Genomic DNA, 24220 nt, shown 5'->3' on the forward strand with positions numbered 1-24220 from the left:
GAAAATGAAATGATCAAATCTTTTTTAATGTTAGGGCAATCGAATATGGCAGGTCGTGGATTCTTGCATGAGGTAGAACCGATCTATAATGAAAAAATAAAAATGCTTCGCAACGGTCAGTGGCAAATGATGACAGAGCCCATTAATTATGATCGTCCTGTGGCTGGTGTAAGTCTGGCAGCCTCTTTTGCAGACCTGTGTTCGAAAGCCAACCCGGATGATGAAATCGGGTTGATTCCTTGTGCGGAAGGCGGCAGTTCCTTGAACGATTGGCACCCGCAAGGCACTCTTTTCCGACATGCTTTGTCAGAAGCCCGCTTTGCTCTTGAAACCAGTCAAATTTGTGGCATCCTTTGGCATCAAGGTGAAAGTGACAGCCATCATTCTCTCCATGAGACCTATTACGAAAAGTTATCTCTTATCATTGAAACGTTACGCAGCGAATTAAACCTTCAAGAGGTCCCATTGATCATTGGTGAGCTTGGTCAATTCTTAGGGAAAGAAGGTTTCGGAAAGTACTCATCAGAGTTTCAAGAAATCAACGAAGAATTGCGTCGATTTGCTCATGAGCAGCCAAATTGTTATTTTGTATCGGCAGAAGGTCTAACTTCCAATCCGGATGGTATTCATTTGAACGCCGTTTCCCAACGAAAATTCGGGTTTCGCTACTTTGAGGCATTTTCGAAAAAGCGTCATATCTCAGGGCCCCTTTCGGATGAAAATCAATCACTAACGATCAACCATACCTATTCGAAAACGGAACAAATGTATATTCACAGTATGAATTTGGCTCTGGGCAAAATCACATACGCTGAATTCGAAGCACAGATGGCGAAGGTGATGAAACCTTGATTCCCTTACTCATCCTTGGCTTACTTATTCAAAACCCCGGCGCACATGGATATGAGCTACTAAGCTTAATGGAAAAACGACATTATAAATATATCGTCAATTTTACTAAAGGATCATTTTATTACAATTTGCAACAACTCCAAGAAAAAGGGTTGATTGAAGAAACACATGAAGGACGTCCAAACAACGGTCGTGACATTCACACCTTTAAAGTCACGTCTTTAGGAATAGATGAATTTGATAAATTAATGGCCAAATACGGAACGAAATCCGAGTATGTCAACTTACCAGTCTATGGCGCATTACTCTTTGCAGATGTATTCGATAAAAACAAATTAGTAGACTTAATCCAATCCCAAATTGATCAAACTGAAGCCAGAATTGCTCTTCTCGATGAATACTTAGCTACCATTGAGAAATTACCTGGTAAGATTGATTATTTTGGTCGCATGAATGAAAATTCCCGTTCTCACCATTTAGTGAACTTAAAATGGTTTAAGGAATTGAAGGCAGATATAGAAGCAGATACTGATTAAATAAAACTAACATCACCTATCCAAAATTGATAGGTGATTTTTAGAGCCAACGGGATCGGCACCGTGGCTTACCCTATATTTGAAAAGGCGATAATTTATTAGCCCTTAAAAAGTTGCTCATTCATTACGCTAATTGAATAGATGTTTTCTTCTACTAAGTTATGAATGATTTGGTTTAATACATGCGGTTCCCGTAAATCCTCTTTATCAAATGCTAAAAGGTCATTCATTTTTATCCACCTGCTGTCGGTAATTTCATCTTCTTCGAGCTTTAATGTACCTCCAGTAACCTCACCAATAAAATGAAACAAGATGACTTGATTGTTCGTATTACTGGTAAAATTATATACCCCTGTCGTGCCGATCAGTTTTACATCTAACCCCGTTTCCTCCTTAGCTTCCCTCCTAGCTGAATAAAGAATATCCTCACCATACTCTATATGCCCACTTGGAAAGTTCCACTTATGGACGGCATTGGGTTTATTTTCTTTTATAATCAAGACTTTATCATGACTAAAAATTGATACACTTGCTACTAATACAATTCCATCTTGAGACATCCATTTCTCCTCAATTCTATTTAAATACTACATTTTCTTTATAATGTATAACTTCTTCTTGCTTTAACCTGCCTGATAATTAAAGAAGGGCAATAGCTGGATCAGTTATTGTCCCCTATAACGGAACAATGGACGCTATCCAATAGTCTAGACTGCGCCCGTTTGCTTAATGAATGTTTAACTAAAGCGACATTAGGTTATTGTACAAATTTGTACATAAGAATATCATCAATATATTTCCCATCAGTTAACTTGTATTCCTTAATTAAACGACCTTCTTCCAAAAAGCCCATCTGCTTGTACAAGGAAATTGCTCTTTGATTTGTTGATAGGACCCCTAAACTTACCTTTTCAATTAATGGGTTCTCTTCTGCCCACTCTAATAATGCCTTTAAAAGCGCCTTCCCTATTCCCATGCCTCTGTAATTTTTACTTATCGACATTGAAACAGAGCCAGTATGGGATAATCTCTTCCTAGTTTGCGAACGAAATTCTATCGATCCGACAACCACACCATTTACTTTCGCTACAATAAGAGTTTCTTTTATGTTATCCAATATACTTTGTATTCGTTCTTTCTCCTCCTGCAATGGCTTTTTTTCTACCTCTTCTGATACTACGATGAAATATTCACCTTCAGAAATAACAGATCTCTCAATATCCAAAAGTACCTCCGCATCCTCTAATTTCACGTTTCGAATTATGTATTCTACATTATCTTTAGACAGTGGCATTTAAATCCTCCTAAGTGATATCTCTAAGAAATAATTACGACATCGGATTAAAATCTCCTTCTTCAACGAACTGGCCTTTTAACCGAATAACCACCTAATCTAAAAAAGATACCTCCCTACTTTAAATTGAAAGTGTGCTTGATCCCCAGTTTCATCTACTTTCATCAACAAAACGTCCCGTGGCCTGCTCAAGGGACGTTTTTTTCAATGTTACTTCTATAGATCTATTCTTTTCCACCATATCCCCTTCTTAACTCACTTCCTAGATAAAGTGCATCAGCAGAATCATGCGAGATTTGAAATAATCGTGCGGGATTTGGGTTAATCATGCGGCTTACGTCCTAATCGTACGAGGTTAATAGAAATCAAGCGAGAAATTCGATAATCATGCCACGGTGTAGAATTTTTTTATCCGTGGAAGAAATGAGCCACGGGGAACAGGCACCGCGGCTCATTACCTTTCAACTCATCAAACTCCCCCTCATCCAAGCCTTTTCCCGAAAAGGTCCGATTGGGATCTGGATCAAGGTGGTTAGATTCTCAGCTTCCAGTTGATAAATCCCATCCGTCACCGCCGTATCAAACCCAAGCAGCGGGTGCCCCCCAAATCCTACAGCCGAAGACGCCAAGAGAAGGCGCTGAACAAGCATTCCCGCTTCCATCTGCATGATCCTGTACCCTCTGTATCCAAGAGAATCCTTGAAATAATCTTTGTTCCCGATGATATGAAGGCACAACGGCACCTGCAACAAATTAACGTTATCAAGTGACAATCCCGATTGCAGCTGAATTCGATAATCCCCGGTACCGATTTCCCTCAAGGAATGGCGGCCACTGTCATATGCGTATGCGCCATTTGGTATGCCTTCTACGTTATACAAACAGCCGTATATGGAAACACGGGGTTCTTCGCAGTCAAAAACGTTGTCTAGGTCACTTCTAAACGAGTATGAATGAGTGGCCCTTTTCAATAAGGCCGCGAGACTCTCCTGGCTGACCTTCCCCATGACAAAATCCATCTCCGGGGAATGGCGCTTTTCACAGGCTGCAACAAACTCATACTGAACGGACTCGATTTGCGGAAGATGGATTTCTTTCTCTCCCGTTCTCATAACCGGCTTTTTCATCACCTTTTGAAAATCACCCGTACAATCGATTTTAGAAGCCTCATTCACCTCCAGTAACCTAGGAAACTCTCGAACCTTTTCAGACCTTTCATAATGTCCAAGAGAAATAGCCGGCAGTTCCCGGCATAATTCTTCAGCGGTGACTGACCGCTCCATCCCCCTGCCACCCCAATTCGTTGCAGCAACCGAAAGCGGGATGACGGAATAGACGCTTTCCTCTTCCTCAGACAGTCCAAGCAGATGGTTGATCGGGGAGTCGAGAAATTGAGCATACACCCCTGTCTCGAATCCGAACCGTTTGGATGTTTCCAAGAGCTGCCCCATCAGAACGCCGGCATCGAGCCCCTGCAGCCGGTAGGAAAAGTTATTGTATTTAAAAAAGTTCTTCCAGTATCTCACCGACACAAAGGCAGTGGCAAAACACGTCGTGATGTCGCAGTGATTGCCGAGTGCCCGTTCTAAGTACGAATCGACATTCCCGTCCCGGAGTAGGACAAGGCGGTGGTGGGCGGCATCATAATGATAGATTCCTTGGGGCAAATCCTCGAGTTTCAAATAGAGATAGAGTTCATTCGGATACAGCGCCCCTCCGGATGGAGGAAACCGTCGATAGGAGTGGATGGGATACGACTCCTCCCCGAAATCGTCGGGATGCTCCGACTGACTTACCCCTGAGATGCCGTAGACATACCAAAGGAAATGACCGATCCTTTCAACATCAGGTTTCAACGGAGGCTGTTCCCCGGTGAGTGACAACGGTACTTCAAGTGACAATGGTACCGCCGGCAATCCCCGGTACAGCTTATAGGGAAGGGGCGCATCCTCCCAGTCTACTTCCCAGTTTGGCTGATTGGCCCGGTTGATATCGAATTGCAGATTGTGCAGAAATTCTTCCAGACTCATCCTCCTCACCTCCTCACACCTTAAGGAAACGGATGCGGTTTTTGATTGAGCTCCTCAAATGTCAATGGCCGGTCTCTGTATCCCAGTTCCGCCGGGACGTTCAGGACCCTATCTAGCCCTGTCAGCCGGGTAAGGTGATGCCCGAACGTCATGGGAAGCATGCCGGGGATCAGGACTTTTACGCAGTGAAGTCCGTTCTTTTCAAGTTCCGGTGCCGTTTGGTCCACGACGATGACGTCAAGGTTCCGGCTTCGGAATCTTTCAAGGATCTCCTTCAGGTCATCCGTCAGATCGGTGTGTTCTGATCGCCAATTGAATTCCTGCTGGAAACTCCGTAAGCCTTGGCTCGAGCCCTGCAAAAAGGCAAAACGGTCTTCCGCCTGGGGCAATCCATACAGCATGCCGTGATCATCCATCTGCCTGACGAGGGAATCATCGTACAGCATCTTTTCATAGGTCGCCTTGTTCTTCTCCAACTTTTCATCAAGATTCAGCATCATCCCGGCCAGTTCCTGAATCGCGCTTTTGGCAGCTCTAACGGGATCCAGGTGGGCACCTGCCGCGAGGATCAGATTCAATCCACTGTCCTTCCTGTTTTTGGCCATGGCAAAGACGTTTGGAATTCCGTGCTCCATGGTGGAGTTGTATAAATGGAGATCATAACCTGCGACCGCACGCATCCGTTCGATCATTAACTGCAGCTCCTCGTCTTCTGCTGTCATGGGATCGAGACGAGGCAGCCCCAGTTCTGCATACCAGGTCATAAGGAATGAATCCCGTTCGACGACCTCCATGATTCCGTAGAAAATCGCTTCCTCCCTGCTTCCCCCAAGGGCACAGCCGTTGGACGTTTCATAGACAAAGCCGGATGAGCCGCAACCCAGACTGTAGTAGGCAAGGAGCTCAGGAACAAGAATCGGTCGCTCTTCGATGAGTGAATATCCCCACACCCAGTCAATGGCCCTGTCTGGGTCGAACTTTTCAAATGGGAATCCCGGCATGCTGTACTGTTCGTCGGTGTGCACGCCGACGTCTAATGGATTCAGTGCGTGTTCCTCCACATTCCGATAGCAGTCATGGATGACGGTCCGTTTCCCCCGTGGCTCCAACCCGCAGTGACGCTCCAACCCTTCAAGGATGGCGGTCAGCTCGCTGTCTGAGTAAGCTTGAGTCCGTCCCGCCGTCCCCTCATCCCCGGAGAACATCGGCATGTTGACGCTCGCATCGGCAAATGGCGTCACCAGGTCATACATCTTGCTGTTGAAGAGTCCGGTCCGATTATCCAGATAATCTTTTATCAGAACGTTCTCCAGTTCATCGAGTGGTGTACAGCGGAAACTGTCGGCACGGATTTTCGGGCTGGGCTTGAGGGACACATGTGCCAACTCCGGTGAATCATCCGGAATGCCGCTGCAAACCGGGCATAACGAGTCCGGAACAAAAGAGTGCCAAGAGTTGTTCAACGTCCTCAAGTCGGTGAAACATACCCGTCCTTCAGCATTGGCCTCGTCACCCTCAAGGATCCTGACAGCTTCTGAGGTGATGATGTGAGCCATGTGCAAGATACCTGTTTTTGAAGCCCACGGGTCTTTCGTCATTCCACCATCATCCGCGAGTTTCCTTTGCACTTCCCGCATTTCATGCCGTTCCTTTCCTCCAAGGAGACGTCTCACATCGGCACAATGTGAGCATCCTGGTGTATGCGGTCGCACAAGTGGTCCGATGATTCCCTCTCCAAAGGCAACGAAGCCCCTCAGCCAAGCAACCCCGGTCCCCCTCATTACCTCTTCTGCCATTTCATGGACGGCCGGATTCCACGTATCGTCCAGTGTCAGCACCAAATCGGTATTGGCCGGGATGTTTTTGTCTACGTTTTTTTGCCTGAAAACGGGGTACCGGGCTGACATTTGCTCACATACAAGGTTTGAGAGCATCCCCTCTCCCACAATGACCACGAAAGAACTCATTGCCCTTCCTCCTCTCGCAGCAGCACACCAAACACGCCTGCGAGCTCCTGTTTAAAAGCAGGTTCCATATCCAGTTCGTACGCCACTACCTGTTTCCGATTCCGTTTCAAGGTGTCGATTGCTTCTCTCAGGTTTTCATACTGGATCCTATCATCAATGGCCGGAATGGTTATCCTGTGCACACTCTGTTCATCTAATGTAACGGCAACAGGGTTTGCGTCTAGAGCATCCGAAGCGTTCTGAGCGTGAAAGAGTGCATGCTGCAGAGAGTTCCTCAGCGCCATGGTTACGGTGAAGCCGGTATTTCCATACCAACCTTTCTTACCCCGGACATAGGCGACAGGAAAGCCAGCCACATCCTCCCCTATTCCGATTTCCGGCTCTCCCTGCATGGTAGTCAATGCGTTTACATAAAAACGGCATGTTTCATCTTCAACCGCATCTAGTGCAAGAGGTGAAATGGTGTTTTTTTGAGCGGATTCTCTTTTTCGCAGCTCATCAGTCAGACAGTGATGAAGCCCGCGTCCCACGCATTCTGTAAACGTCGCTCCTGTGCTGATGGCCATAGATTCACCTGTATGATGAGGAACGATCAAACCGGCAAGTCTTGAAGCGTATGCCTCTACTCCTCTTAACCCGGCTTCCCGACGTGCATCTGCATGGGTCAAGCCATTGCAGATCACCTCATCCAGCAGTTTTGCAGGACCTTCCGACAGTCCATCGACGGGCTGGACACGGCATTGAGCGAGTGGCAGCTGCTTCGTATCCCCCTCTTCCCATACATGAAAAACTCCTGTCTCTTTTGACGTCAGCAGACTGAAGAAATACAGCATTTTTTCAGGATCAGACCTTTCCGTCACCTGTTCCAGCGATGCCTCCAGACCTTGAACAGCTTCAGCTGCCAAACGCCCTGTCTCCAACGGATGTGGTAAAAAGGAATGCCAGCTTCCTTCAAGAGTCTCTTTATCCAGGAGAAAAATTCGGTTTCGCTGATCGGCTTTTGCCACTCCTGTTATTTCTTTGAATAATTCAAAGACGATCATGTTCGCGAGCATGGCTCCAGGGATCGCCGATTCAAGCGATTTGCCGTCCTCTTTTTCCAAGGCTGTTACATGGATTCGCCTCCAAGCCGATTCCCACCCTGCCTCCGTATCGGGATGGATGATGGGTCCGGCCATTCCTTTCTCCTTTTGAGAAATGGCCGGAATAAACAGCTTGTGATCCGTCCTGCAAATCGCATGAAGCAGGTCGAGTTCCTCATGGTTTTCGTTTTGACTCACATATAAAATTGAATCAAAAGGCTCCAGTGCCTCCCGCCAACCGCCTTCACTGAACCCGACTTCCATGAGTTCTAATTCCGGATCCGTTTTCCGGGCATGGTCCACAAGCTCGATCACTCGGCGTCTATTCGTAGGTACCTCATCGGTCACGAGCACCTGCAGCTTTGAGATTCCTGATTCGATGAGTGATGAAACCAATGAAGTCAGAAAAGGACCAGATCCCACTGCCAGGACATTGGCCCGCCGGTAGGTTTCAAACCTTGCAGCTCCGGAGTCTGCCAAACTTTCGACAAACTCGATTTGTGAGGCGAATTTTTTCAAGGCGTGTGGGGACAGCTGATGTGGAAGGTCCCTGCTGACGTCCCGGACAAATCCATTTTTATGCAAAACCTCTGCCATTTCCATGACCCTGTTTCGGTAAGGTCCAGGCAGTCCACTCGTCAATTCCTCAAGGGAGTATTCCCCATTGAACATCGGCAGCAGCTTCTCAACCCATTGATCAATTCCACTACCTTCCATACGGAAAGAACATAGGTTATTCCTGAAGTAAACTCCGCTGTCCCGTTCAGGGAGGTAAAACGTATCCCTCTTCACTTTTAAACGCATCGAAGGGTCCAATTTTCCCATAATGCTCCTCCTTACCCCCACTTATCTCTTGTATTTTGGCTGTCATTACCATAGTATGAGTCTCACTTTGTCCCATATGTATAAAAAGACCCCTGCACGAACTCATACAGGAGTCAATCCGAACACGATATTCTAAAAGCCGATTAACGACCGCAGCGTCCACATCTTCCGCATCCGCCACAACGGCCACCTCCGCCACATCTCCCGCACCCGCCGCAACGGAAGCATCCTCCACAACCACCGCACCCAAAACAACTAAAGAAGCATGAGAATCCAAATCCAAAGCAGCCTCCAAATCCTCCTAGGAAAAGCCGTTCGTCATTCGGATCATACATGTTTTGATCCCAGGAAACGGGCTGTGTTGCCTGGAAATCACCTACATTCAAACCTTGAAGTTCATTATAAAAATTATTCATATCTTCATTACCTCCCAAAAAAGTATCATATGGCTCTCGAAACGTGTAGTCATGAGTCTTTTTATAAAGAGTTGCCGGCATTTAGGTCAATGCACTATAAAGGGGAATCATCCTCAACAATTTATGTAAATTCGCTGGGTATTGTTACTGATACATAAGCCTATTTTGTAGGGACATGGCGTAAGGAAGAATACAAAAAGACTCCCGTCAATGGACCGGAGTTGATTGTGAAATCGGAAAAAGCTCCTGCTTAAACCCGTTGTGCCTTTTCCCTTTCCTATCTGAATGATTCAGGCAACAAAAAAAGCCGGCATCCGCCGACTCTTGGTAAAAATTATTGGTGATTCCTGCACACTTCCCGTAAATCCTTCATCACTTCTTCTTTCTCGTCCCAAGAATAAATGGACGCGCCTGCAGCCAGGGGATGTCCGCCGCCGTTGTATTTCTTGGCGATGGTGTTGATGACAGGACCCTTCGAGCGAAGGCGAACCCTGATCTGATCATGTTCTTCAATAAAGAAGACCCATGCTTTCATGCCTTTCACATTCCCCAGCGTACTGACCAGAAGGGATGCCTCAGATGGGACGACCGCATGCTCCTCGAGGATATCCTTCGTCATGACCATCATGCCGCAGCCATCCCCATCCATCACGAAATTCTGCAGCACATATCCGTTAAGCTTCGTAACATTGGAATCGACTTCATACATTTTATTGAATAATTCATTCCGGTCAAAATCATAGCGGATCAATTCACCTGCAATGTCAAACGTCTTCTGGGTCGTGCTTGGATACAGGAATCTTCCCGTATCGCCGACAATCCCTGCGAACAGGAGTCGTGCCCCTGAATCAGGCAGGGTCAATCCTTTGTCTTTTCCGAACTGGTAAAATTCATAGATCATTTCACTGACCGAGCTCGCTGTAGTATCGATCCAAAGGTGATCCCCGTAGGCATCCTCGTTTGGATGGTGATCGATTTTCACAAGCTTATCACCAAGTTTATAGCGACGGTCACAGATCCGTTCTTCGTTAGCCGTATCACAGACGATGATCAGGGACCCTTCGAATACGGAATCTTCGATAACATCCAGACGCTTTAGGTAGTGAAGGGTTTCTTCTTCTTTCCCGACAGCGTAGATATGTTTTTCAGGGAATGAGGCTTTCAGCATTTCCACGAGCCCTCCCTGGGATCCGTATGCATCCGGATCCGGTCGGACATGTCTATGTACAATGATCGTTTCATATTGTTTGATAAGGTTCAGGATTTGTTCTTTCATGGGAATCTCCTTTGTGGTGGAATTTTTATTTGGCATTCTGCTCGGTTATCTGTAAAATAGTAGCGAGAGATGTCAACGATGGAGGACAAAACTATGTATTTTCTCGCATTACTGATCGTCGTCACGTTCACGTTCTATGTTTTTTATAAAATAAGACAAGTGCGGACAAGACGACCGATGGAAAAGAAATGGTTATCGGCTAAAGCAAGCATTGCCCTTGGGCTGTTCGTTGCCCTGTTCGGGATCAATCAGCTGTTTTTATTCCCTGGTACGCTAACGTATGTCATCGGCGCGCTTTTTATCGTGCTGGGACTTGGAAGCTGCTGGGCCGGATATAAAATGTACAAGCATGTGCTCCCTTTTGCACAGAGGGAAGCGAAGGAACTGGATAACCAATAAGGTATTTGAAAGACTAGATGTTTATCTAGTCTTTTTTTTGATTGTAAGTACTTTTTAATTAGGGAGTAGTGGTTGATTTCCGCTGCAGATGCTCGCTTTCCGCGGGGCGGGCGGTGAGCCTCCTCGGCTTCGCCTGCGGGGTCTCACCTGTCCCACTTTTCCCGCAGGAGTCGAGCATCTTCCGCTACAATCAACATGAGTTTTAGCTTTTTACTTTCTCTCACTTATTATTTCTAAAATGACCTAATGCCGGTCAATCAACTGACAAATCATCAGGGATTTCCCCATGAGCACGCCTTCACTATATACTTCTACATCCACTTTACCAAATTTTCTCCCGACGTCGAGTACCTTTGGATGTATTTCGAGTACGCTTTCCATTTGAACAGGCTTGATAAAATAAATGGTCATGTTTTCGATGACGAGGTCGCCTTTTTTGTATGGTTTCAGTGCACGGTTGGCGGCTTCTGTCATTAAGGTGGTGAATACACCATAGGAGAGCGTTCCAATCCCTGTAGTCATCTGCGGTGTGACGGCAAATTGGTAGATTTCTTTGTTGTCTTTCTTCTCGCCGATTACTTCCACTGCGTTCGAGATGAGGTCATCGATCGTTTCCCCGACCTGCGGCTGACGTTGAATCATTTGCAGGGCTTTCAAAACGTCCTGGCGGCTGATGATTCCCTGCAGCTTGTTCTGTTCATTGACGACGGGAAGTAATTCGATCCCTTCCCAGATCATGATATGGGCGGCAGATGCGACACTCGTATTTGGGCTGACGGTGATTGGCTGCTTTGTCATGATTTTATCGATGCCTGCATACTTTTCCTGGCCCATAACGTCTTTTGACGTCACCATCCCGTGGACTTTCAGGTTTCGGTCCACGACCGGGAAACGGCTGTGGAATGTGTACTGATTCTTTTCGAACCATTCTTCCAACGTGTCATCCAGATGCAGATAGATCGTATCATCCACTTTGGTTAAAATGTCTTCCACTAACACGATCTCTTTTTTGATGAGCTGATCGTAAATGGCCCGGTTGATCATGGTGGCAACGGTAAAGGTGTCATAGGAAGTGGAGATGATTGGGAGCTCGAGTTCATCCGCGAGCTTCTTTACGTCTTCGTCTGCATCGAATCCCCCTGTGATCAGGACGGCTGCCCCTGCGCGCAGGGCATGTTCCTGAGCCTGGGTCCGGTTCCCGATGATCAAGAGGTTTCCGGCTTCCGTGTACCTCATCATGGCTTCAAGCTTCATGGCTCCAATGACAAACTTGTTGAGCATCTTATGCAGGCCGGATCGTCCACCGAGTACTTGTCCATCGATGATGTTGACCACTTCTGCGTAGGTGAGTTTTTCAATATTTTCTTTCTTCTTCTGTTCGATGCGGATCGTTCCGACGCGTTCGATGGTGCTGACGTAGCCTTTGGTTTCGGCATCCTTGATCGCCCGGTATGCTGTTCCTTCGCTGACGGTCAGTGCTTTTGCGATCTGGCGGACGGAGATCTTTTCTCCGACAGGCAGGGTATCTATGTACTCTAGTATTTGTTCGTGTTTTGTAGCCAAGCTTTTCACCCTTCTTTATAACGTCCTACTTTATATGTTTATTATAATGTGAAAAGCGCGGTGTTTCAATTTAATCGGGGCTTTGAGTGATACAAGCCCCGCTTTTCTTTAGCCAAATGATCGTGATTTCACCTTACGAACCGGCTTCGATTTCAACTTTTTACCTTTGCTTGTTCCTTTCGGTGTGTAAAGCACGGCTGCCAGGTTACCGGCTAGGACACAGGTGGCGAGGATGAGCCAGCTGATGGCGAAGGTTCCTTGTAGGCCTTCTGCAAAAATGGACATGCGGGGGGCTCCGTAGTAGATGAGTGCCCCGGTGATGAGTAAGCAGAGAATGTATCGTTGTTTCAAGGGTGGTTCCTCCTTTCTAGGCTTGTATCATGTATATGCGAGTGAGTGGGGGATGTTGTGTGAACTTGAGAAAAAGGCGATGCATTTGCAACTAAGGAGTTCAGTTTTTGTGGAGGAACATCGTAAATGGCATATAAATTAGGATATTAAATCAAGTTAACGGGCGAGTCATTGGATAATTCGTCTTCTTTTAGACGAGTTTGGAACTTTTACTTTCTTTATTCGTAAAGATATTAAAGGGGAGGGATAATTGTTATGGAGGGAGCTAATATTAACGCTATTATTAACCTTATCGGTTCCATCGCTTTCTTAATTTACGCTATTTTTCTATCGAAAGGAAAAGGAGCATTCTTAATTGCTGGTTATAATACAATGTCTGATAGCGAAAAGGCTAAATACAATGAATTAAGTTTGTGCAAGTTCATGAGTAAAATGATGTATGGAATTAGTTTTAGTATATTTTTATGGGCATTGAGTGAAGTATTAGAAATCCAGTTCTTGCTTTATATTGGTCTGGTTTTATTTATATCCCTTATTGTTTTTGGATTAGTTTACGCAAATACAGGAAACAGATTTAAAAAGAATAATTAATAGAAGTAAATTTCCAATTCTGTCTTGGCTCCTTCTTAAAGTGAAGGGGGCGTTTGCTGATAAAGCATCCTCCTTGCAACTACACCAGCAATCGTTAGCATCTTCGGCTATAGGGCAGGATTAATCAACAAAGGAAAACTGAAATTTTATAGTTAAATGAAGTAAAAGAGGAGGAATTCTGGTAATGAAAAATGATGTTTTTACCAAAGTGATTTTAAGTGGAATTTTAGTTTGTTTAATTGTAATAGCACTCAAATTAAATACCAACCAGAATGTTCAACATCCACCACCGAATGTAGAGGTTAATAACCAAGGTGGGCGAGTTGTTCAGTTAGCACCTAACAGAGTGGGAGTGATGGATATTGGTCATAACAGTGGTTGGGAACAACTTGTTGTTTTTGAATATAATCCTGAAACAAAAGATTTTGAAGTTGTTAGCTCATTAACATATGAAGACTACTTTAATCATCCTGAAGAGTACGGTATTCCTATTAGAGGCGATAAATATGGAAATTGAGTTATTCAACAAACGGGGGCCTTTAATTGAATAAGAATAATAACAAAAAGCTTGGGATACCCCAAGCTTTTTGTTGTGTTAATTGTATTGTTAACTCACTTCTTATTCAGGTAACGTAAACCCTATTAATATTCAATCACATCTCCAGCCTTCATAACCTGCCCCTCAGAATCCTCAAGCATCTCGACGAATTTATGCGGGTCCTGCTTAATCGGAGGGAATGTATCATAGTGGATCGGCACGACTTTCTTCGCTTTTAAGAAGCTTGCTGCCGTTGCCGCATCTTCAGGTCCCATTGTGAAATTATCTCCGATTGGAAGGAAGGCAAGGTCGATTGGGTGACGTTCGCCGATCAGTTTCATGTCTGAGAATAATCCTGTATCCCCTGCATGGAAAATGGTTTTCCCTTCAATCATCAAGAGAATTCCTGCAGGCATCCCCATGTAGATGATTTCATTGCCGTCTGTAATTAAACCAGAGCCGTGGAAGGCCTGTGTGAATTTCACTTTACCAAAGTCGAATTCATAGGCTCCACCGACGTGCATTGGGTGAGTTTTCACCAGTTGCCAGCTTAGGTACGTTGCCAGTTCGTGATTGGCGATGACAAGGGAATCGTTTTTCTTCGCAAGTTCCACTGTATCCCCTACGTGATCGTTGTGACCGTGTGTAAGGATGATGACATCTGGTTTTTCATCTTCCAATTTAAGATCTGTCAGTTCGTTTCCGGTGATGAATGGATCGATAAGGATCGTTTTTTCATTGGTTTCGATTTTCACTACTGAATGTCCATGATATGAAATCTTCATAATTTCTCTCCTCCAAATAAACTTATCTATTTTTCTTACTCTCGTATGCTATTTTATGTTATACCCGAATTTCATAAAATTAAGCGAGTGCAGGCTGATTTCCGCTGCAGGTGCTCGCTTTCCGCGGGGCGTGAGTTGAGCCTCCTCAGCTTCGCTTCCGGGGTCTCAACTTTCCCGCTTTTCCCGTCGGAGTCGAGCACCTTCCGCTTCAATCAGCTAACTGGCGTAACCCAGTTCACTTTAAAAACGCTAGTCAATTTACGGTAAAAAAACACAAAAAAGCCGACTGAACATTCCCATGCAGTCGGCTTCCTGTTGTTATTGTTGCTCTAATTGTGTTCTAGTATCTGAGTAGTCTACAGTATGCGCTTCAGCAACCGCTTGGTACGTCACATATCCGTTCAATGTGTTAATACCTTTTAATAAAGCTTCGTTGTCTAGGCACGCTTTTTTGTAGCCTTTGTTTGCGATCTGAACCGCGTAAGGTACGGTTACGTTTGTCAGTGCGATGGTAGACGTACGTGGTACGGCACCAGGCATGTTGGCAACGGCATAGTGTACAACGCCGTGCTTCACGTAAGTTGGATCGTCATGCGTTGTGATGCGGTCCGTTGTTTCGAAGATTCCGCCTTGGTCGATGGCGATATCGACAACAACTGAACCAGGTGTCATCGCTTTGATCATGTCTTCTGTTACCAATTTAGGTGCTTTCGCTCCTGGAATCAGTACAGCACCGATGACTAGGTCTGCTTCTCTTACAGCTTGTTCGATATTTAACGGGTTCGACATAAGCGTTGTTACGTCGCTACCGAAGATATCATCAAGCTGACGAAGGCGATCTGGGTTAAGATCAAGGATCGTGACGTTGGCACCAAGGCCGACAGCCATTTTGGCGGCGTTCGTACCGGCAACTCCTCCACCGATGATCGTTACTTTACTGCGGCGAACCCCAGGGACACCTGAAAGGAGTACACCTTTACCACCGTGGATCTTCTCTAAGAACTGGGCACCGATTTGAGTCGCCATACGTCCTGCCACTTCACTCATCGGAGTCAGTAATGGAAGGGCACGATTCAGTTCAACCGTTTCGTACGCGATTCCGACCACTTTATTATCGATTAACGCTTTCGTTAATTCCGGCTCTGGAGCAAGATGTAAATATGTAAATAAGATAAGCCCCTCGCGGAAATAAGAGTACTCACTTGGAAGTGGCTCTTTTACCTTCATGACCATATCCATGGACCATGCTTCCGCTGCAGAATCAACGATGTGTCCACCTGCTGCTTTGTAATCTTCATCTGTAAATCCTGAACCCATTCCCGCTCCAGCTTCGATGTAAACCTCATGTCCGAATTGAACAAGGTTCACAACACCAGCCGGCGTCATGGCCACACGATTTTCGTTGTTTTTAATTTCCGTTGGTACACCAATACGCATACTAAGCCAACCTCCTAAATGCACTATTGCTCCTTGGAGCATTTACTTCCTAAATATAACACTATTCATATATAATAGCGAAGGGCAATTACTCACCCTGTAAGCACTTACATTCTAACAAAAAATTTAGGAAATATCTCTACTTTTCTTTAAAAAAATAAATGATTATTTCTTCGCTTTTTTTCAAAAATTCTTTAAAATAGAAACCATGCATCCTAGTATACCCAAAGGAGACTTTTTTTATGAAACAACCCATGATCGAACGGCTCGGACTCGAAAAGGTCCCACCCGAGTTAAAATCAACTACATGGATCGAATACTTCATCATACAGCTCGCCTTCTCCGTGAACGCAGGAAACTTCCTTATCCCGGCACTGGCCGTCCTTGAAGGCGGACTATCCTTCCAGGCAGCGTTCATTGCCACCGTACTCGGAGCAAGCGTCGCCTTCCTATTCGTATCATTCCTATCTCTACCGGGCTCCCGCTACGGCCTGCCCGCACAATACGTCCTACGGTCCATCATCGGAACCCGGCTGTCGATGCTCATCGCATCCCCCATCCGGTCCCTGACGTCCCTTTACTGGTTCAGCGTCCAAACCATCGGAGGAACCTTCGTCATCATCTCCATGGTGGAAAAAGTAACACCGTACACCATACCGTTCATACCCGTCGCCATCGGACTCGCCATCATCATGACCCTTCTAGCCCTCATCGGCTTCGAAGCCGTCAAGAAAGCGACCAAACTATTCATCCCGATCCTCGTGATCGGCCAGGGAATCATCCTCTACCTGTTCCTAACGAAAGGTGCCGATTCCCTCACAACACTTACACAAGGCCAGGAACCCTTCTCCATCGGAACGTTCCTATTCTACTCAAGCCTCGTCTTCGTCCAATATATCTCAGGCGTCAGCGCATCCTCCGACATCACCCGCTACAGCAAAAGCGACCGCCACGGATTCTGGGGACTGTACAGTGGAAACGTCGTCGGATTCATAATGACCGCACTCCTTGGAGGATTGAGTGCCAGCTTGTTCAAAGATCTGAATCCATTCGTGGCAGCGGGCCAGCTGACCGACTCAAGTCTGCTTCTCTTAGTGATCACGGCTTGTGCGATGGTGTCGATGATATCTATTAATCTTAGTAATGCATATACAGGGGGATACAGTTTGCTGAATGCACTGCCTTCCCTGTCGCGGATTCAAAGTGCATTGCTGTTCAGTATTGCCGGGATTGTTTTAAGTTCGTTTCCGCAGCTGGTTTATAATGCGCAGGAGTATATTTCTTATCTGGGGATCCTGGTCATTCCGATATCGGCTATTGTGGTGGCTGATTATTTGGTCATTAGGAAAGGGAGGATTTCTGAGAGTGCGCTTGTGAGGCTTGCGAGTGGGGAGTCGAATTTTAATCGTGAGGCGTTGTATGTTTTAGTGATTGGGATGGTGATTTATTTGGTGATTCCGGATTCGTTTTCGCCGGGGTTTAGTAGTTTTATTATGACTTCTATTATCTATGTTTTTAGTAAACTAAAAGGTAGGATGCAAGAACAGCATCCCTTTCAGAGACTTGGTTAAGGAAAAAGAGTGAACCTGTATGTTAGGTTCACTCTTTCTTCTTCAATAAAATCCAAGAAGTGGTTAATGTAAATTAACCTGTCCGTCTTGTAAAAATATTGCATCATTTTGAGTTAATGTTACTAATAATTGTTATAAGGCAATTTCCCTATTCTACGGTGAGCATGGATATAAATTTTTCTAAGTTATCTTTATCAATCCCTAAAAATTTAGGGGATTTCCATTGGAAGATTAGAAAGAATAAGCTGTTAGTTACGAAAGTGTCTCGAGTTTTAAGCTTTTACCAAGTAATAAAAATAACTCTTCCATGTGTGTTTAATTGTAAGGTTGTTACTTAACATTCCACTCTTACCATCTTCACCAAGTAAAATCTTTCCTTTAACGTAATCAAATCGTACGTATTCTACAATATAGTTATGAATTCCACATGGTAGAAATGTTTTTATTTTTAAGGCTTCTCCATTCTTTAAGATGCCATATTTATATGCTAATTTTCCATTCTTATTATTTTTAAAGTCGTACTCGTAAAAATTTATCTCCCTCATGGGTTCTGAGGATGTGAAATAAACAGTTTCATCGGTAGTATCTCCTAGTTCAAACTCATCTACCACTTTATACCCTTCTAAATTGCCTGTGTAGGAAACTTCAATAGTTTCATTTAACTTCTTTTCATACTGAATATAGTCTTCTTGATCTTTATAAGATAGTATCCCTAATTTTGCTTCAAGTTTTTTATTTTATTTCGTTGTGTATCCAGTTGTTTTTTGTACTTTTCTTCCAAATTATTTTAGTTTTTTACTTTCCTTTGATGATACCTTTTAACGATATTACGGTAATAGCATAGAAATAGTTCATTCCTTCTATAATACGTACAACTTCCATCTATATATTGCTTGAAGGTTATTGTTCCTTAAAGTACTCAAATATCTATGAATACGGAAATTGAAGAATACCCATTTAAAAATTAGATCAAAAACAGAAATGAAGAAATATTACAATTAATTAAAAAGGGCATTCAGAGTAATTTCTGAATGCTCTTTCTAGTCTAATATTCATCTTTATTGATGCTTCCTTCTAGAACATCTATTGTATATATATTTCCAACTCGCTTAGACTTATTTAACCATGTTACAGTAATTTTGGGTGTCTGTCTCTCTAGTCCAAATCCCTCTAGCCCTTGGGATAAAAATTCAGCTATTTCATCTAAATTTTCACTTTCATACCCTGTTAAACCTCTGTTAGCCGCAAGCTCTTTCAACTCAACTTTAACTTGAGATTTAAATCTTCAATTGATTTTGTAGCACTTTTCATTAGAAATCCCCTTTTATCCTTTTTAAGTTATACTCAAAAAGGGTAAAATTATTTATTTACCCAACTTTTTGTTTTATCAAGTATTCTTTCCATTGCTTCTGGTCCGTGCTTTGCTAGTGCTACACCGGTAGCGCCAACTGCACCTGCTGCAACAGATAGGCCTACTGTTAAAAACATAAAGTGTTTTGTTCTAATATCTTTAGCATCTTTAACTTTTTGTTCTAATACTTTCTCCATTCTATCCATAATCTCTGATTGCTGATCCCAGTCCAAGTTATTATCAGATAGCTTTTCCTTATATACTTGAAGAACCTCTCGAGTCAAATCTGTAATATCTTGGTTATCAAAATCCATTGATTTAATAGACTCTTTATATGCTGAATAACTTTGTTCTATAATGTTTTTCTTTATCTCTGGATTAATTACTTCTCCTTCAAAAACCTCATCAGCTAAATCATTAAAATCTTTTTTATCAATAATATTTTCCATAGCTTTCCCCTCCAACTCTCATAATATATTCTAATTAGTAATTCTCTAAATTCTACTAAAACCCTCCTACCAATACCATTTTTTAGAATGATTCTCACAAAACCGGGACCACATCTGCCCCCCATCTCTTTAACGTTTCACATTACCTAGGGTCTGACCCCTATATTCTGGAGGAACCTTCGTCATCATCTCCATGGTGGAAAAAGTCACACCGTACACACCGGTCGCCATCGGACTCGCCATCATCATGACCCTTCTAGCCCTCATCGGCTTCGAAGCCGTCAAGAAAGCGACCAAACTATACTTCCCGATCCTCGTGATCGGCCAGGGAATCATCCTGTACCTATTCCTAACAAAAGGAGCGATTCCCTCCCAACACTAACACAAGGCCAGGAACCCTTCTCCATCGGAACGTTCCTATTCTACTCAAGCCTCGTCTTCGTCCAATACATCTTAGGCGTCAGTGCATCCTCCGACATCACCCGCTACAGCAAAAGATTTGAATCCATTCGTGGCAGCTGGGCAGCTCACTGACTCCAGTTTGCTTCTGTTGGTGATCACGGCGTGTGCGATGGTATCGATGATTTCGATTAATCTTAGTAATGCGTATACAGGAGGATATAGTTTGCTTAACGCACTTCTGTCTCTTTCACGAATTCAAAGTGCATTGGTGTTCAGTATCGCAGGGATTATTTTAAGTTCGTTTCCACAGCTGGTTTATAATGCGCAGGAGTATATTTCTTATCTCGGGATCCTGATTATTCCGATATCGGCGATTTTGGTGGCTGATTATTTGGTGATTAGGAAAGGGAGAATTTCTGAGAGTGCGCTTGTGAGGCTTGCGAGTGGGGAGTCGAATTTTAATCGGGAGGCGTTGGTTGTGTTGGGAATTGGGATGGTGGTTTATTTGGGGATTCTTGATTCGTTTTCGCCGGTATTTAGTTGTTTTATTGTTACTTGTGGTGTTTATGTGGTTAGTAAGATGCGAGGTCGGATGGAAGAGCAGTATCCTATTCAAGAGCTTGGTTAAGGATTGATAGTGAACCTTTAGATAAGGTTCACTTTTTGTTTGTCTGGAATGCTTGATCAATTTTAAATGACACTTGTTTCCGCACTCCATATGACTTGGATAGTGGTGGCAGATAAATCATGTAGTAGTGTTTATCTTATATTGAATAAATACTTTTTTGAATAGAAACAAAAAGGTAGTTAAGATCATTCCCTCTAAAAAGCGAATACGTATGATATTTTCAACTTATTGTATAGATATAAAATAAGATTTTTTACAAATTATTACTTATAGGTAGTTAAATTCATCAGTGAGGACAGTAACTTCTTCAGATACTTGATACTCTCTTATTTCCTGAAGATTAATATATATTGCTTTCATTGATTGTTTTCTTAATTCTTGAATAACCTTATTTAGCATCAACTTATTGCCTTTTGAATAAATATCAAAAAGAGCGTTTAAAGCAAATGAAGAAACTAAAGAATAACCATCAATGAAAAGCTGACTTCTTTTATCAACTGCCAAATAAAATATTTCAAAATCATCATCTATTTCTTCAGGAGATACCTTCCAGTCCAAAATTTCACATAACCTCTCCTTACTGTCATTAATATATTTTTTGTGTTTGCTTATTTGCTTATTATATATTTCATACAAAGACCGGTGTATCTTTCTGTAATTTTCCTCTCCTGCTTGAACGTAATGATTTTCTTTCCATTTGCATTCTATAACTATAAATGTATTAGAGTCTCTATCATATATAGTAAAGTCAATATCACTGTTAATCTTTCCCTTATTGCCATCGGTCTCAATTTCATAATAAAATTCTTTACTATATATTATATTATGAAAATTCCCCACTTTACTTTCTATATCTTTTACTACGCTATGGGAAATAGTTTTATCTCTATTATTAATCTGAATTTCTTTATAATAATGACCATTTACAATACTAAATTGAAAATCATTTAGAACCCATGAAGAAGGAACAAATATAACTTTTTTATTGTGCTCTATAATCGGAAATTCGAGCAAACTTCCCTTCCCGTTAAATTTAAAATAATTTACATATTTCATGGTCTTTGCTTCAGATAAATTAGTCGAGCTAACAAACTTGTTTAAAAACCAATCTAAATCACTTGTAAAGATATGATCATATTCATTTACTCTATTAAACACATTTCCAATCATAAATGCACTTTTAACTACAATAGAATGATAATATATAAAAGCCAAAAATTCTTTTAAGTCTTTTACATTGTTCAATACATCAGATTTAACATTACCTCCCAGCTTAACTATGTCTACTTCAACAGCTTCATAACATAAGTTTAATAGTTCAGTATCAATATCTATATGTAATCTCTTTATTCTCTTGAAAGACTTCGGACCTAATGAAGCAAAGTTGTTCATTAGGTATTTTACTGGGGCTTCTTTTTTTCTATTTTCATTTTCAAAATCAGTTGTGCCACCAATCCCATAAAAATAAATATATTCTTTTCTTAAACCACCCGTAATTGTAGGTAAAGTGAATTCATATTTTCCGCTCTCAAGTTTATTAAATTTACTTTTAGCAATCGAATTCATATCCATTATTTGTTCACACATCAAGTAATCTAAGTAAATGTTTTTAATATCTCTCAAATGTTCAGTTAGAAAATGATTAAATTCACTATTATCAAAATCAAAACTCTTTGTCCAATCAATGTTATTATACAAATAACCTAAAAACCAGCTTATAGAAAATCTATCTAAATCTGCTTTATAATGATCAGGATCTTCATCCTGAAACCTCCTCTCTACAGCTATTAAAGGATAATACAATAAATATCCTATATGCCCATTGTATTTTTCACGATATTTATTAATAAAGCCATCGATTCGATTTAAAACGTAATCTTTTGTATGATTTCTTACTTCATATTCTTCCAAATTATCTCTCCTTAATAACTGTACATTTGGATGTATTTAATATAATTTATACGGTAGAAATATTATAAAGCATTAATTATTGTTACGTTATTCACACCTTTGAGACAGAATTCGCTACCATTTTTTCATTTCCAACAGGTGTAGTATAATATCGTTGTTCAATTCCCCAAAGTAGATGTTTTAATTCGTCTTCGTTCTTTATTTTAAATTTTGATTCTTCCTCATCAAAAGAGAGCTTTTCACTACAATAGTCTTTAATGTATGAATATATTGCACTCTTCTCATTTGTTGAAAATCCTTGAAATGTTTCCATAGCTAATGCTATTCTTTTTCTATTTGCAGTTTTTACTTTTAAGGCATCATAACCTTCTTCAAGTTTAATATAGTCACTTCTTAGAAATTCTTCTGTTTCTTGTTGTGTGGCTTCCTTATAAAGTTCTATTATGCCCTTGAAAATCGAAGTAAGCGATGAAAGATTCTTAAAGTAAAGCGTATCCTCTGACTGTACATAAATAGCATCAGGTACTTCTTTAATAACTATAATAGGAGATTGATTTTCAATTACTGGCTCACCAATTTTAAACCACTTTTTATTAACAATTGATGATTGGGTGATTTTTTGGAAAAAATATATCCCTTCTTGGTATGAACATAAAAAAAGTAATTTATCGATATCAATAGTCCCTATCTGATCATAATCGGTAGAAATAAATTCTTTTTTTAAAAACTCTATACAGTATTCCTCACTTGAGAAATTTGGTATGTGAAACCATTCATCATCCTCTAATTTATAGTCTGAATTATATGCTTTTGGGCTATCCAAGTCATCTGGCATATCAAAAACTTTATCTGACAAAACCTTATAGATTTGTCCTTCTCTTCCTTTGGTACTAGCAACTAAGAAATTCATCTTTGTCATCTCCCTAAGTCAATAAAAGTAAAATCATTAATTCTTCTCAATTCTGGCAAGTTAATATCATTTGGATTCTTCAGAGATTTTCGAGTTATTATAAAAACTTTTGTCTTATTAACAGTAGTTAAATAATAGAAGTGATACCCAAACAGCAAAAATAAAGGATTAAAGTAGAGGGTTTGAGAATAAAACGTAAATAAAAATAATATTAAGAAAATAAAAATCAAGGTTTCAAAATAAGGGATACTAAGTGCAACAAAGAAATAACCTAAATAACTTGGTAAAAAAGCATTATTTGCTTGTTCCACTTCAATTACTTTAGACATTTTAATAGTTTGTATTTGGCCATCTTCTTTTTTTATACTCTTTTCGGTTTTCTCCAAACTATCTTTAGCCAATGATTTAGCTAAAAGGAGGCTTATCAAAGTAAAAACTATTGGTAAACTAAAATACAGGATATACGAAAAAAAATCAGGTAAAAAAGATAGTTTATTGCACCATTGTATTGCTGCTTGTTCCTTCACAAGAAAAATTACAATTATTATTGATGTAGCGTTGAAAGTAAGAAATAATCTATATAAAAAGTTTATGATTAACAACCTCCTATTTACAATAAACAATGATTATGAAAGATAGCTATTCACTTTCCTCGTAGACCGACAAGCTAAAATCAATATAGCTTTCAATTTTATCTTTTTCCTCTGTTGGATTTACACTCAGTCCATATTTTTGATAAGTTGTTCCACCATCAATAAATATGACTCCGCATTTACATCTTCAAAAATGTTCATGTTTAGACTCAATAATGTCGTTACACCTCTTACAACCAACTTTATTAATAGTTACTTTTCGCATTAACAAATCTCCTCTATAATGCGTATTGTTTAAACTTTTTTGAGTTAATCAATCATTTTCAGATGGTCCTTTCAAATTTGAAATTAGCTGCAAATCGGGGACTGACCCTCAGTACATTAATGCATTACCGCGCCAAGGATCAGACCCCAATTTTCATCTCCTGTTCTTTTTTGATTATCTTTTAGAATTTCCATTACT

General features: G+C 41.8%; 26 protein-coding genes. 8 read left to right on the top strand and 18 right to left on the bottom strand.

Going from position 1 to position 24220, the window contains the following annotated elements:
• Positions 1-9: 9 nt before the first annotated feature.
• Both AC0VXY_RS16620 and AC0VXY_RS16625 read left to right on the top strand, forming a co-directional pair.
• Positions 10-852, top strand: a complete 843-nt coding sequence (locus AC0VXY_RS16620; RefSeq protein ID WP_475525917.1) for a sialate O-acetylesterase — start codon at positions 10-12, stop codon at positions 850-852.
• On the top strand, positions 849-1388 hold the full coding sequence (locus tag AC0VXY_RS16625; protein ID WP_475525918.1) for a PadR family transcriptional regulator: 540 nt from the start codon (positions 849-851) through the stop codon (positions 1386-1388). Before AC0VXY_RS16620 ends, AC0VXY_RS16625 begins: the two co-directional genes overlap by 4 nt.
• A gap of 98 nt (positions 1389-1486) precedes the next feature.
• Here AC0VXY_RS16625 and AC0VXY_RS16630 read toward each other — a convergent pair whose 3' ends face one another.
• The 7 genes from AC0VXY_RS16630 to AC0VXY_RS16660 form a co-directional block, all read right to left on the bottom strand.
• Positions 1487-1948 carry an NUDIX hydrolase gene (locus tag AC0VXY_RS16630; RefSeq protein ID WP_475525919.1) on the bottom strand — a complete coding sequence of 154 codons (462 nt, stop codon included), beginning with the start codon at positions 1946-1948 and terminating at the stop codon, positions 1487-1489.
• Between the two features lie 197 nt (positions 1949-2145).
• The gene (locus AC0VXY_RS16635) at positions 2146-2682 is read right to left on the bottom strand and encodes an N-acetyltransferase family protein (protein ID WP_475525920.1); all 537 of its coding nucleotides are present in this window, start codon (positions 2680-2682) and stop codon (positions 2146-2148) included.
• 461 nt (positions 2683-3143) lie between these two features.
• A complete protein-coding gene (locus tag AC0VXY_RS16640; protein ID WP_475525921.1) occupies positions 3144-4712 on the bottom strand; it encodes a SagB family peptide dehydrogenase in 1569 nt (522 codons plus the stop codon).
• A 20-nt stretch (positions 4713-4732) separates the two neighbouring features.
• Positions 4733-6679, bottom strand: coding sequence for a TOMM precursor leader peptide-binding protein (locus AC0VXY_RS16645; protein ID WP_475525922.1), 1947 nt, complete (start codon positions 6677-6679; stop codon positions 4733-4735).
• Positions 6676-8586 carry a putative thiazole-containing bacteriocin maturation protein gene (locus AC0VXY_RS16650; protein WP_475525923.1) on the bottom strand — a complete coding sequence of 637 codons (1911 nt, stop codon included), beginning with the start codon at positions 8584-8586 and terminating at the stop codon, positions 6676-6678. Before AC0VXY_RS16650 ends, AC0VXY_RS16645 begins: the two co-directional genes overlap by 4 nt.
• Before the next feature lie 143 nt (positions 8587-8729).
• Entirely contained in the window at positions 8730-9002 is a 273-nt protein-coding gene (locus AC0VXY_RS16655) for a heterocycloanthracin/sonorensin family bacteriocin (RefSeq protein WP_435989771.1), read from the bottom strand.
• 334 nt (positions 9003-9336) lie between these two features.
• The gene (locus AC0VXY_RS16660; protein ID WP_475525924.1) at positions 9337-10278 is read right to left on the bottom strand and encodes a DHH family phosphoesterase; all 942 of its coding nucleotides are present in this window, start codon (positions 10276-10278) and stop codon (positions 9337-9339) included.
• 93 nt (positions 10279-10371) lie between these two features.
• Here AC0VXY_RS16660 and AC0VXY_RS16665 point away from each other — a divergent pair, with 93 nt between their 5' ends.
• Positions 10372-10677, top strand: a complete 306-nt coding sequence (locus AC0VXY_RS16665) for a YtpI family protein (protein WP_435989769.1) — start codon at positions 10372-10374, stop codon at positions 10675-10677.
• 243 nt (positions 10678-10920) lie between these two features.
• Here the strand turns inward: AC0VXY_RS16665 and AC0VXY_RS16670 are convergent, their stop codons facing one another.
• Positions 10921-12240 (bottom strand): DRTGG domain-containing protein, encoded by a 1320-nt coding sequence (locus AC0VXY_RS16670; protein ID WP_475525925.1) that lies wholly within the window; start codon positions 12238-12240, stop codon positions 10921-10923.
• A gap of 108 nt (positions 12241-12348) precedes the next feature.
• On the bottom strand, positions 12349-12591 hold the full coding sequence (locus tag AC0VXY_RS16675) for a hypothetical protein (protein ID WP_475525926.1): 243 nt from the start codon (positions 12589-12591) through the stop codon (positions 12349-12351).
• A 255-nt stretch (positions 12592-12846) separates the two neighbouring features.
• Here AC0VXY_RS16675 and AC0VXY_RS16680 point away from each other — a divergent pair, with 255 nt between their 5' ends.
• A complete protein-coding gene (locus AC0VXY_RS16680; protein ID WP_475525927.1) occupies positions 12847-13182 on the top strand; it encodes a DUF3784 domain-containing protein in 336 nt (111 codons plus the stop codon).
• Between the two features lie 184 nt (positions 13183-13366).
• On the top strand, positions 13367-13699 hold the full coding sequence (locus tag AC0VXY_RS16685) for a hypothetical protein (protein WP_475525928.1): 333 nt from the start codon (positions 13367-13369) through the stop codon (positions 13697-13699).
• A 125-nt stretch (positions 13700-13824) separates the two neighbouring features.
• On the opposite strand, the gene AC0VXY_RS16690 is transcribed toward AC0VXY_RS16685, so the two are convergent.
• Together AC0VXY_RS16690 and ald are read right to left on the bottom strand one after the other, a co-directional pair.
• Positions 13825-14505: a metal-dependent hydrolase gene (locus AC0VXY_RS16690; RefSeq protein WP_435989764.1), complete on the bottom strand. Its 681-nt coding sequence runs from the start codon at positions 14503-14505 to the stop codon at positions 13825-13827.
• Positions 14506-14823: 318 nt separating this feature from the next.
• Positions 14824-15942: an alanine dehydrogenase gene (gene ald, locus AC0VXY_RS16695; RefSeq protein WP_430337213.1), complete on the bottom strand. Its 1119-nt coding sequence runs from the start codon at positions 15940-15942 to the stop codon at positions 14824-14826.
• 242 nt (positions 15943-16184) lie between these two features.
• Between ald and AC0VXY_RS16700 the strand changes: the two genes are divergently transcribed.
• Entirely contained in the window at positions 16185-17513 is a 1329-nt protein-coding gene (locus tag AC0VXY_RS16700) for a purine-cytosine permease family protein (RefSeq protein WP_475525929.1), read from the top strand.
• A 272-nt stretch (positions 17514-17785) separates the two neighbouring features.
• Here AC0VXY_RS16700 and AC0VXY_RS16705 read toward each other — a convergent pair whose 3' ends face one another.
• The 3 genes from AC0VXY_RS16705 to AC0VXY_RS16715 form a co-directional block, all read right to left on the bottom strand.
• A complete protein-coding gene (locus tag AC0VXY_RS16705; protein ID WP_475525930.1) occupies positions 17786-18124 on the bottom strand; it encodes a hypothetical protein in 339 nt (112 codons plus the stop codon).
• A gap of 434 nt (positions 18125-18558) precedes the next feature.
• The gene (locus tag AC0VXY_RS16710) at positions 18559-18771 is read right to left on the bottom strand and encodes a hypothetical protein (protein WP_475525931.1); all 213 of its coding nucleotides are present in this window, start codon (positions 18769-18771) and stop codon (positions 18559-18561) included.
• Between the two features lie 101 nt (positions 18772-18872).
• Entirely contained in the window at positions 18873-19313 is a 441-nt protein-coding gene (locus AC0VXY_RS16715; RefSeq protein WP_475525932.1) for a hypothetical protein, read from the bottom strand.
• A 193-nt stretch (positions 19314-19506) separates the two neighbouring features.
• Between AC0VXY_RS16715 and AC0VXY_RS16720 the strand changes: the two genes are divergently transcribed.
• A complete protein-coding gene (locus tag AC0VXY_RS16720; protein ID WP_475525933.1) occupies positions 19507-19695 on the top strand; it encodes a hypothetical protein in 189 nt (62 codons plus the stop codon).
• Between the two features lie 129 nt (positions 19696-19824).
• Entirely contained in the window at positions 19825-20343 is a 519-nt protein-coding gene (locus tag AC0VXY_RS16725) for a cytosine permease (protein WP_475525934.1), read from the top strand.
• A 267-nt stretch (positions 20344-20610) separates the two neighbouring features.
• Here AC0VXY_RS16725 and AC0VXY_RS16730 read toward each other — a convergent pair whose 3' ends face one another.
• From AC0VXY_RS16730 to AC0VXY_RS16745, 4 genes are all read right to left on the bottom strand, one after another.
• Complete coding sequence (locus tag AC0VXY_RS16730) at positions 20611-22254, bottom strand: hypothetical protein (protein ID WP_475525935.1); 1644 nt, start codon at positions 22252-22254, stop codon at positions 20611-20613.
• 91 nt (positions 22255-22345) lie between these two features.
• A complete protein-coding gene (locus AC0VXY_RS16735; protein WP_475525936.1) occupies positions 22346-23173 on the bottom strand; it encodes a hypothetical protein in 828 nt (275 codons plus the stop codon).
• The gene (locus AC0VXY_RS16740; RefSeq protein ID WP_475525937.1) at positions 23170-23565 is read right to left on the bottom strand and encodes a hypothetical protein; all 396 of its coding nucleotides are present in this window, start codon (positions 23563-23565) and stop codon (positions 23170-23172) included. The genes AC0VXY_RS16735 and AC0VXY_RS16740 overlap by 4 nt, the downstream gene beginning before the upstream one ends.
• 379 nt (positions 23566-23944) lie before the next feature.
• The gene (locus AC0VXY_RS16745; protein ID WP_475527890.1) at positions 23945-24022 is read right to left on the bottom strand and encodes a DUF7695 domain-containing protein; all 78 of its coding nucleotides are present in this window, start codon (positions 24020-24022) and stop codon (positions 23945-23947) included.
• Between the last annotated feature and the right edge of the window lie 198 nt (positions 24023-24220).

The sequence above is a fragment of the Rossellomorea sp. QJM3NY_18 genome (assembly GCF_056173145.1).

Bases quoted from the DNA above. Each gene is read 5' to 3' on its own strand.
- AC0VXY_RS16735 (WP_475525936.1), bottom strand. From the start codon at position 23,173: ATGACAAAGATGAATTTCTTAGTTGCTAGTACCAAAGGAAGAGAAGGA.
- AC0VXY_RS16640 (WP_475525921.1), bottom strand. From the start codon at position 4,712: ATGAGTCTGGAAGAATTTCTGCACAATCTGCAATTCGATATCAACCGG.
- AC0VXY_RS16665 (WP_435989769.1), top strand. From the start codon at position 10,372: ATGTATTTTCTCGCATTACTGATCGTCGTCACGTTCACGTTCTATGTT.
- AC0VXY_RS16680 (WP_475525927.1), top strand. From the start codon at position 12,847: ATGGAGGGAGCTAATATTAACGCTATTATTAACCTTATCGGTTCCATC.
- AC0VXY_RS16745 (WP_475527890.1), bottom strand. From the start codon at position 24,022: ATGCGAAAAGTAACTATTAATAAAGTTGGTTGTAAGAGGTGTAACGAC.
- AC0VXY_RS16635 (WP_475525920.1), bottom strand. From the start codon at position 2,682: ATGCCACTGTCTAAAGATAATGTAGAATACATAATTCGAAACGTGAAA.
- ald (WP_430337213.1), bottom strand. From the start codon at position 15,942: ATGCGTATTGGTGTACCAACGGAAATTAAAAACAACGAAAATCGTGTG.
- AC0VXY_RS16720 (WP_475525933.1), top strand. From the start codon at position 19,507: ATGGTGGAAAAAGTCACACCGTACACACCGGTCGCCATCGGACTCGCC.
- AC0VXY_RS16650 (WP_475525923.1), bottom strand. From the start codon at position 8,586: ATGGGAAAATTGGACCCTTCGATGCGTTTAAAAGTGAAGAGGGATACG.
- AC0VXY_RS16685 (WP_475525928.1), top strand. From the start codon at position 13,367: ATGAAAAATGATGTTTTTACCAAAGTGATTTTAAGTGGAATTTTAGTT.
- AC0VXY_RS16620 (WP_475525917.1), top strand. From the start codon at position 10: ATGATCAAATCTTTTTTAATGTTAGGGCAATCGAATATGGCAGGTCGT.
- AC0VXY_RS16645 (WP_475525922.1), bottom strand. From the start codon at position 6,679: ATGAGTTCTTTCGTGGTCATTGTGGGAGAGGGGATGCTCTCAAACCTT.
- AC0VXY_RS16700 (WP_475525929.1), top strand. From the start codon at position 16,185: ATGAAACAACCCATGATCGAACGGCTCGGACTCGAAAAGGTCCCACCC.
- AC0VXY_RS16630 (WP_475525919.1), bottom strand. From the start codon at position 1,948: ATGTCTCAAGATGGAATTGTATTAGTAGCAAGTGTATCAATTTTTAGT.
- AC0VXY_RS16655 (WP_435989771.1), bottom strand. From the start codon at position 9,002: ATGAATAATTTTTATAATGAACTTCAAGGTTTGAATGTAGGTGATTTC.
- AC0VXY_RS16660 (WP_475525924.1), bottom strand. From the start codon at position 10,278: ATGAAAGAACAAATCCTGAACCTTATCAAACAATATGAAACGATCATT.
- AC0VXY_RS16715 (WP_475525932.1), bottom strand. From the start codon at position 19,313: ATGGAAAATATTATTGATAAAAAAGATTTTAATGATTTAGCTGATGAG.
- AC0VXY_RS16690 (WP_435989764.1), bottom strand. From the start codon at position 14,505: ATGAAGATTTCATATCATGGACATTCAGTAGTGAAAATCGAAACCAAT.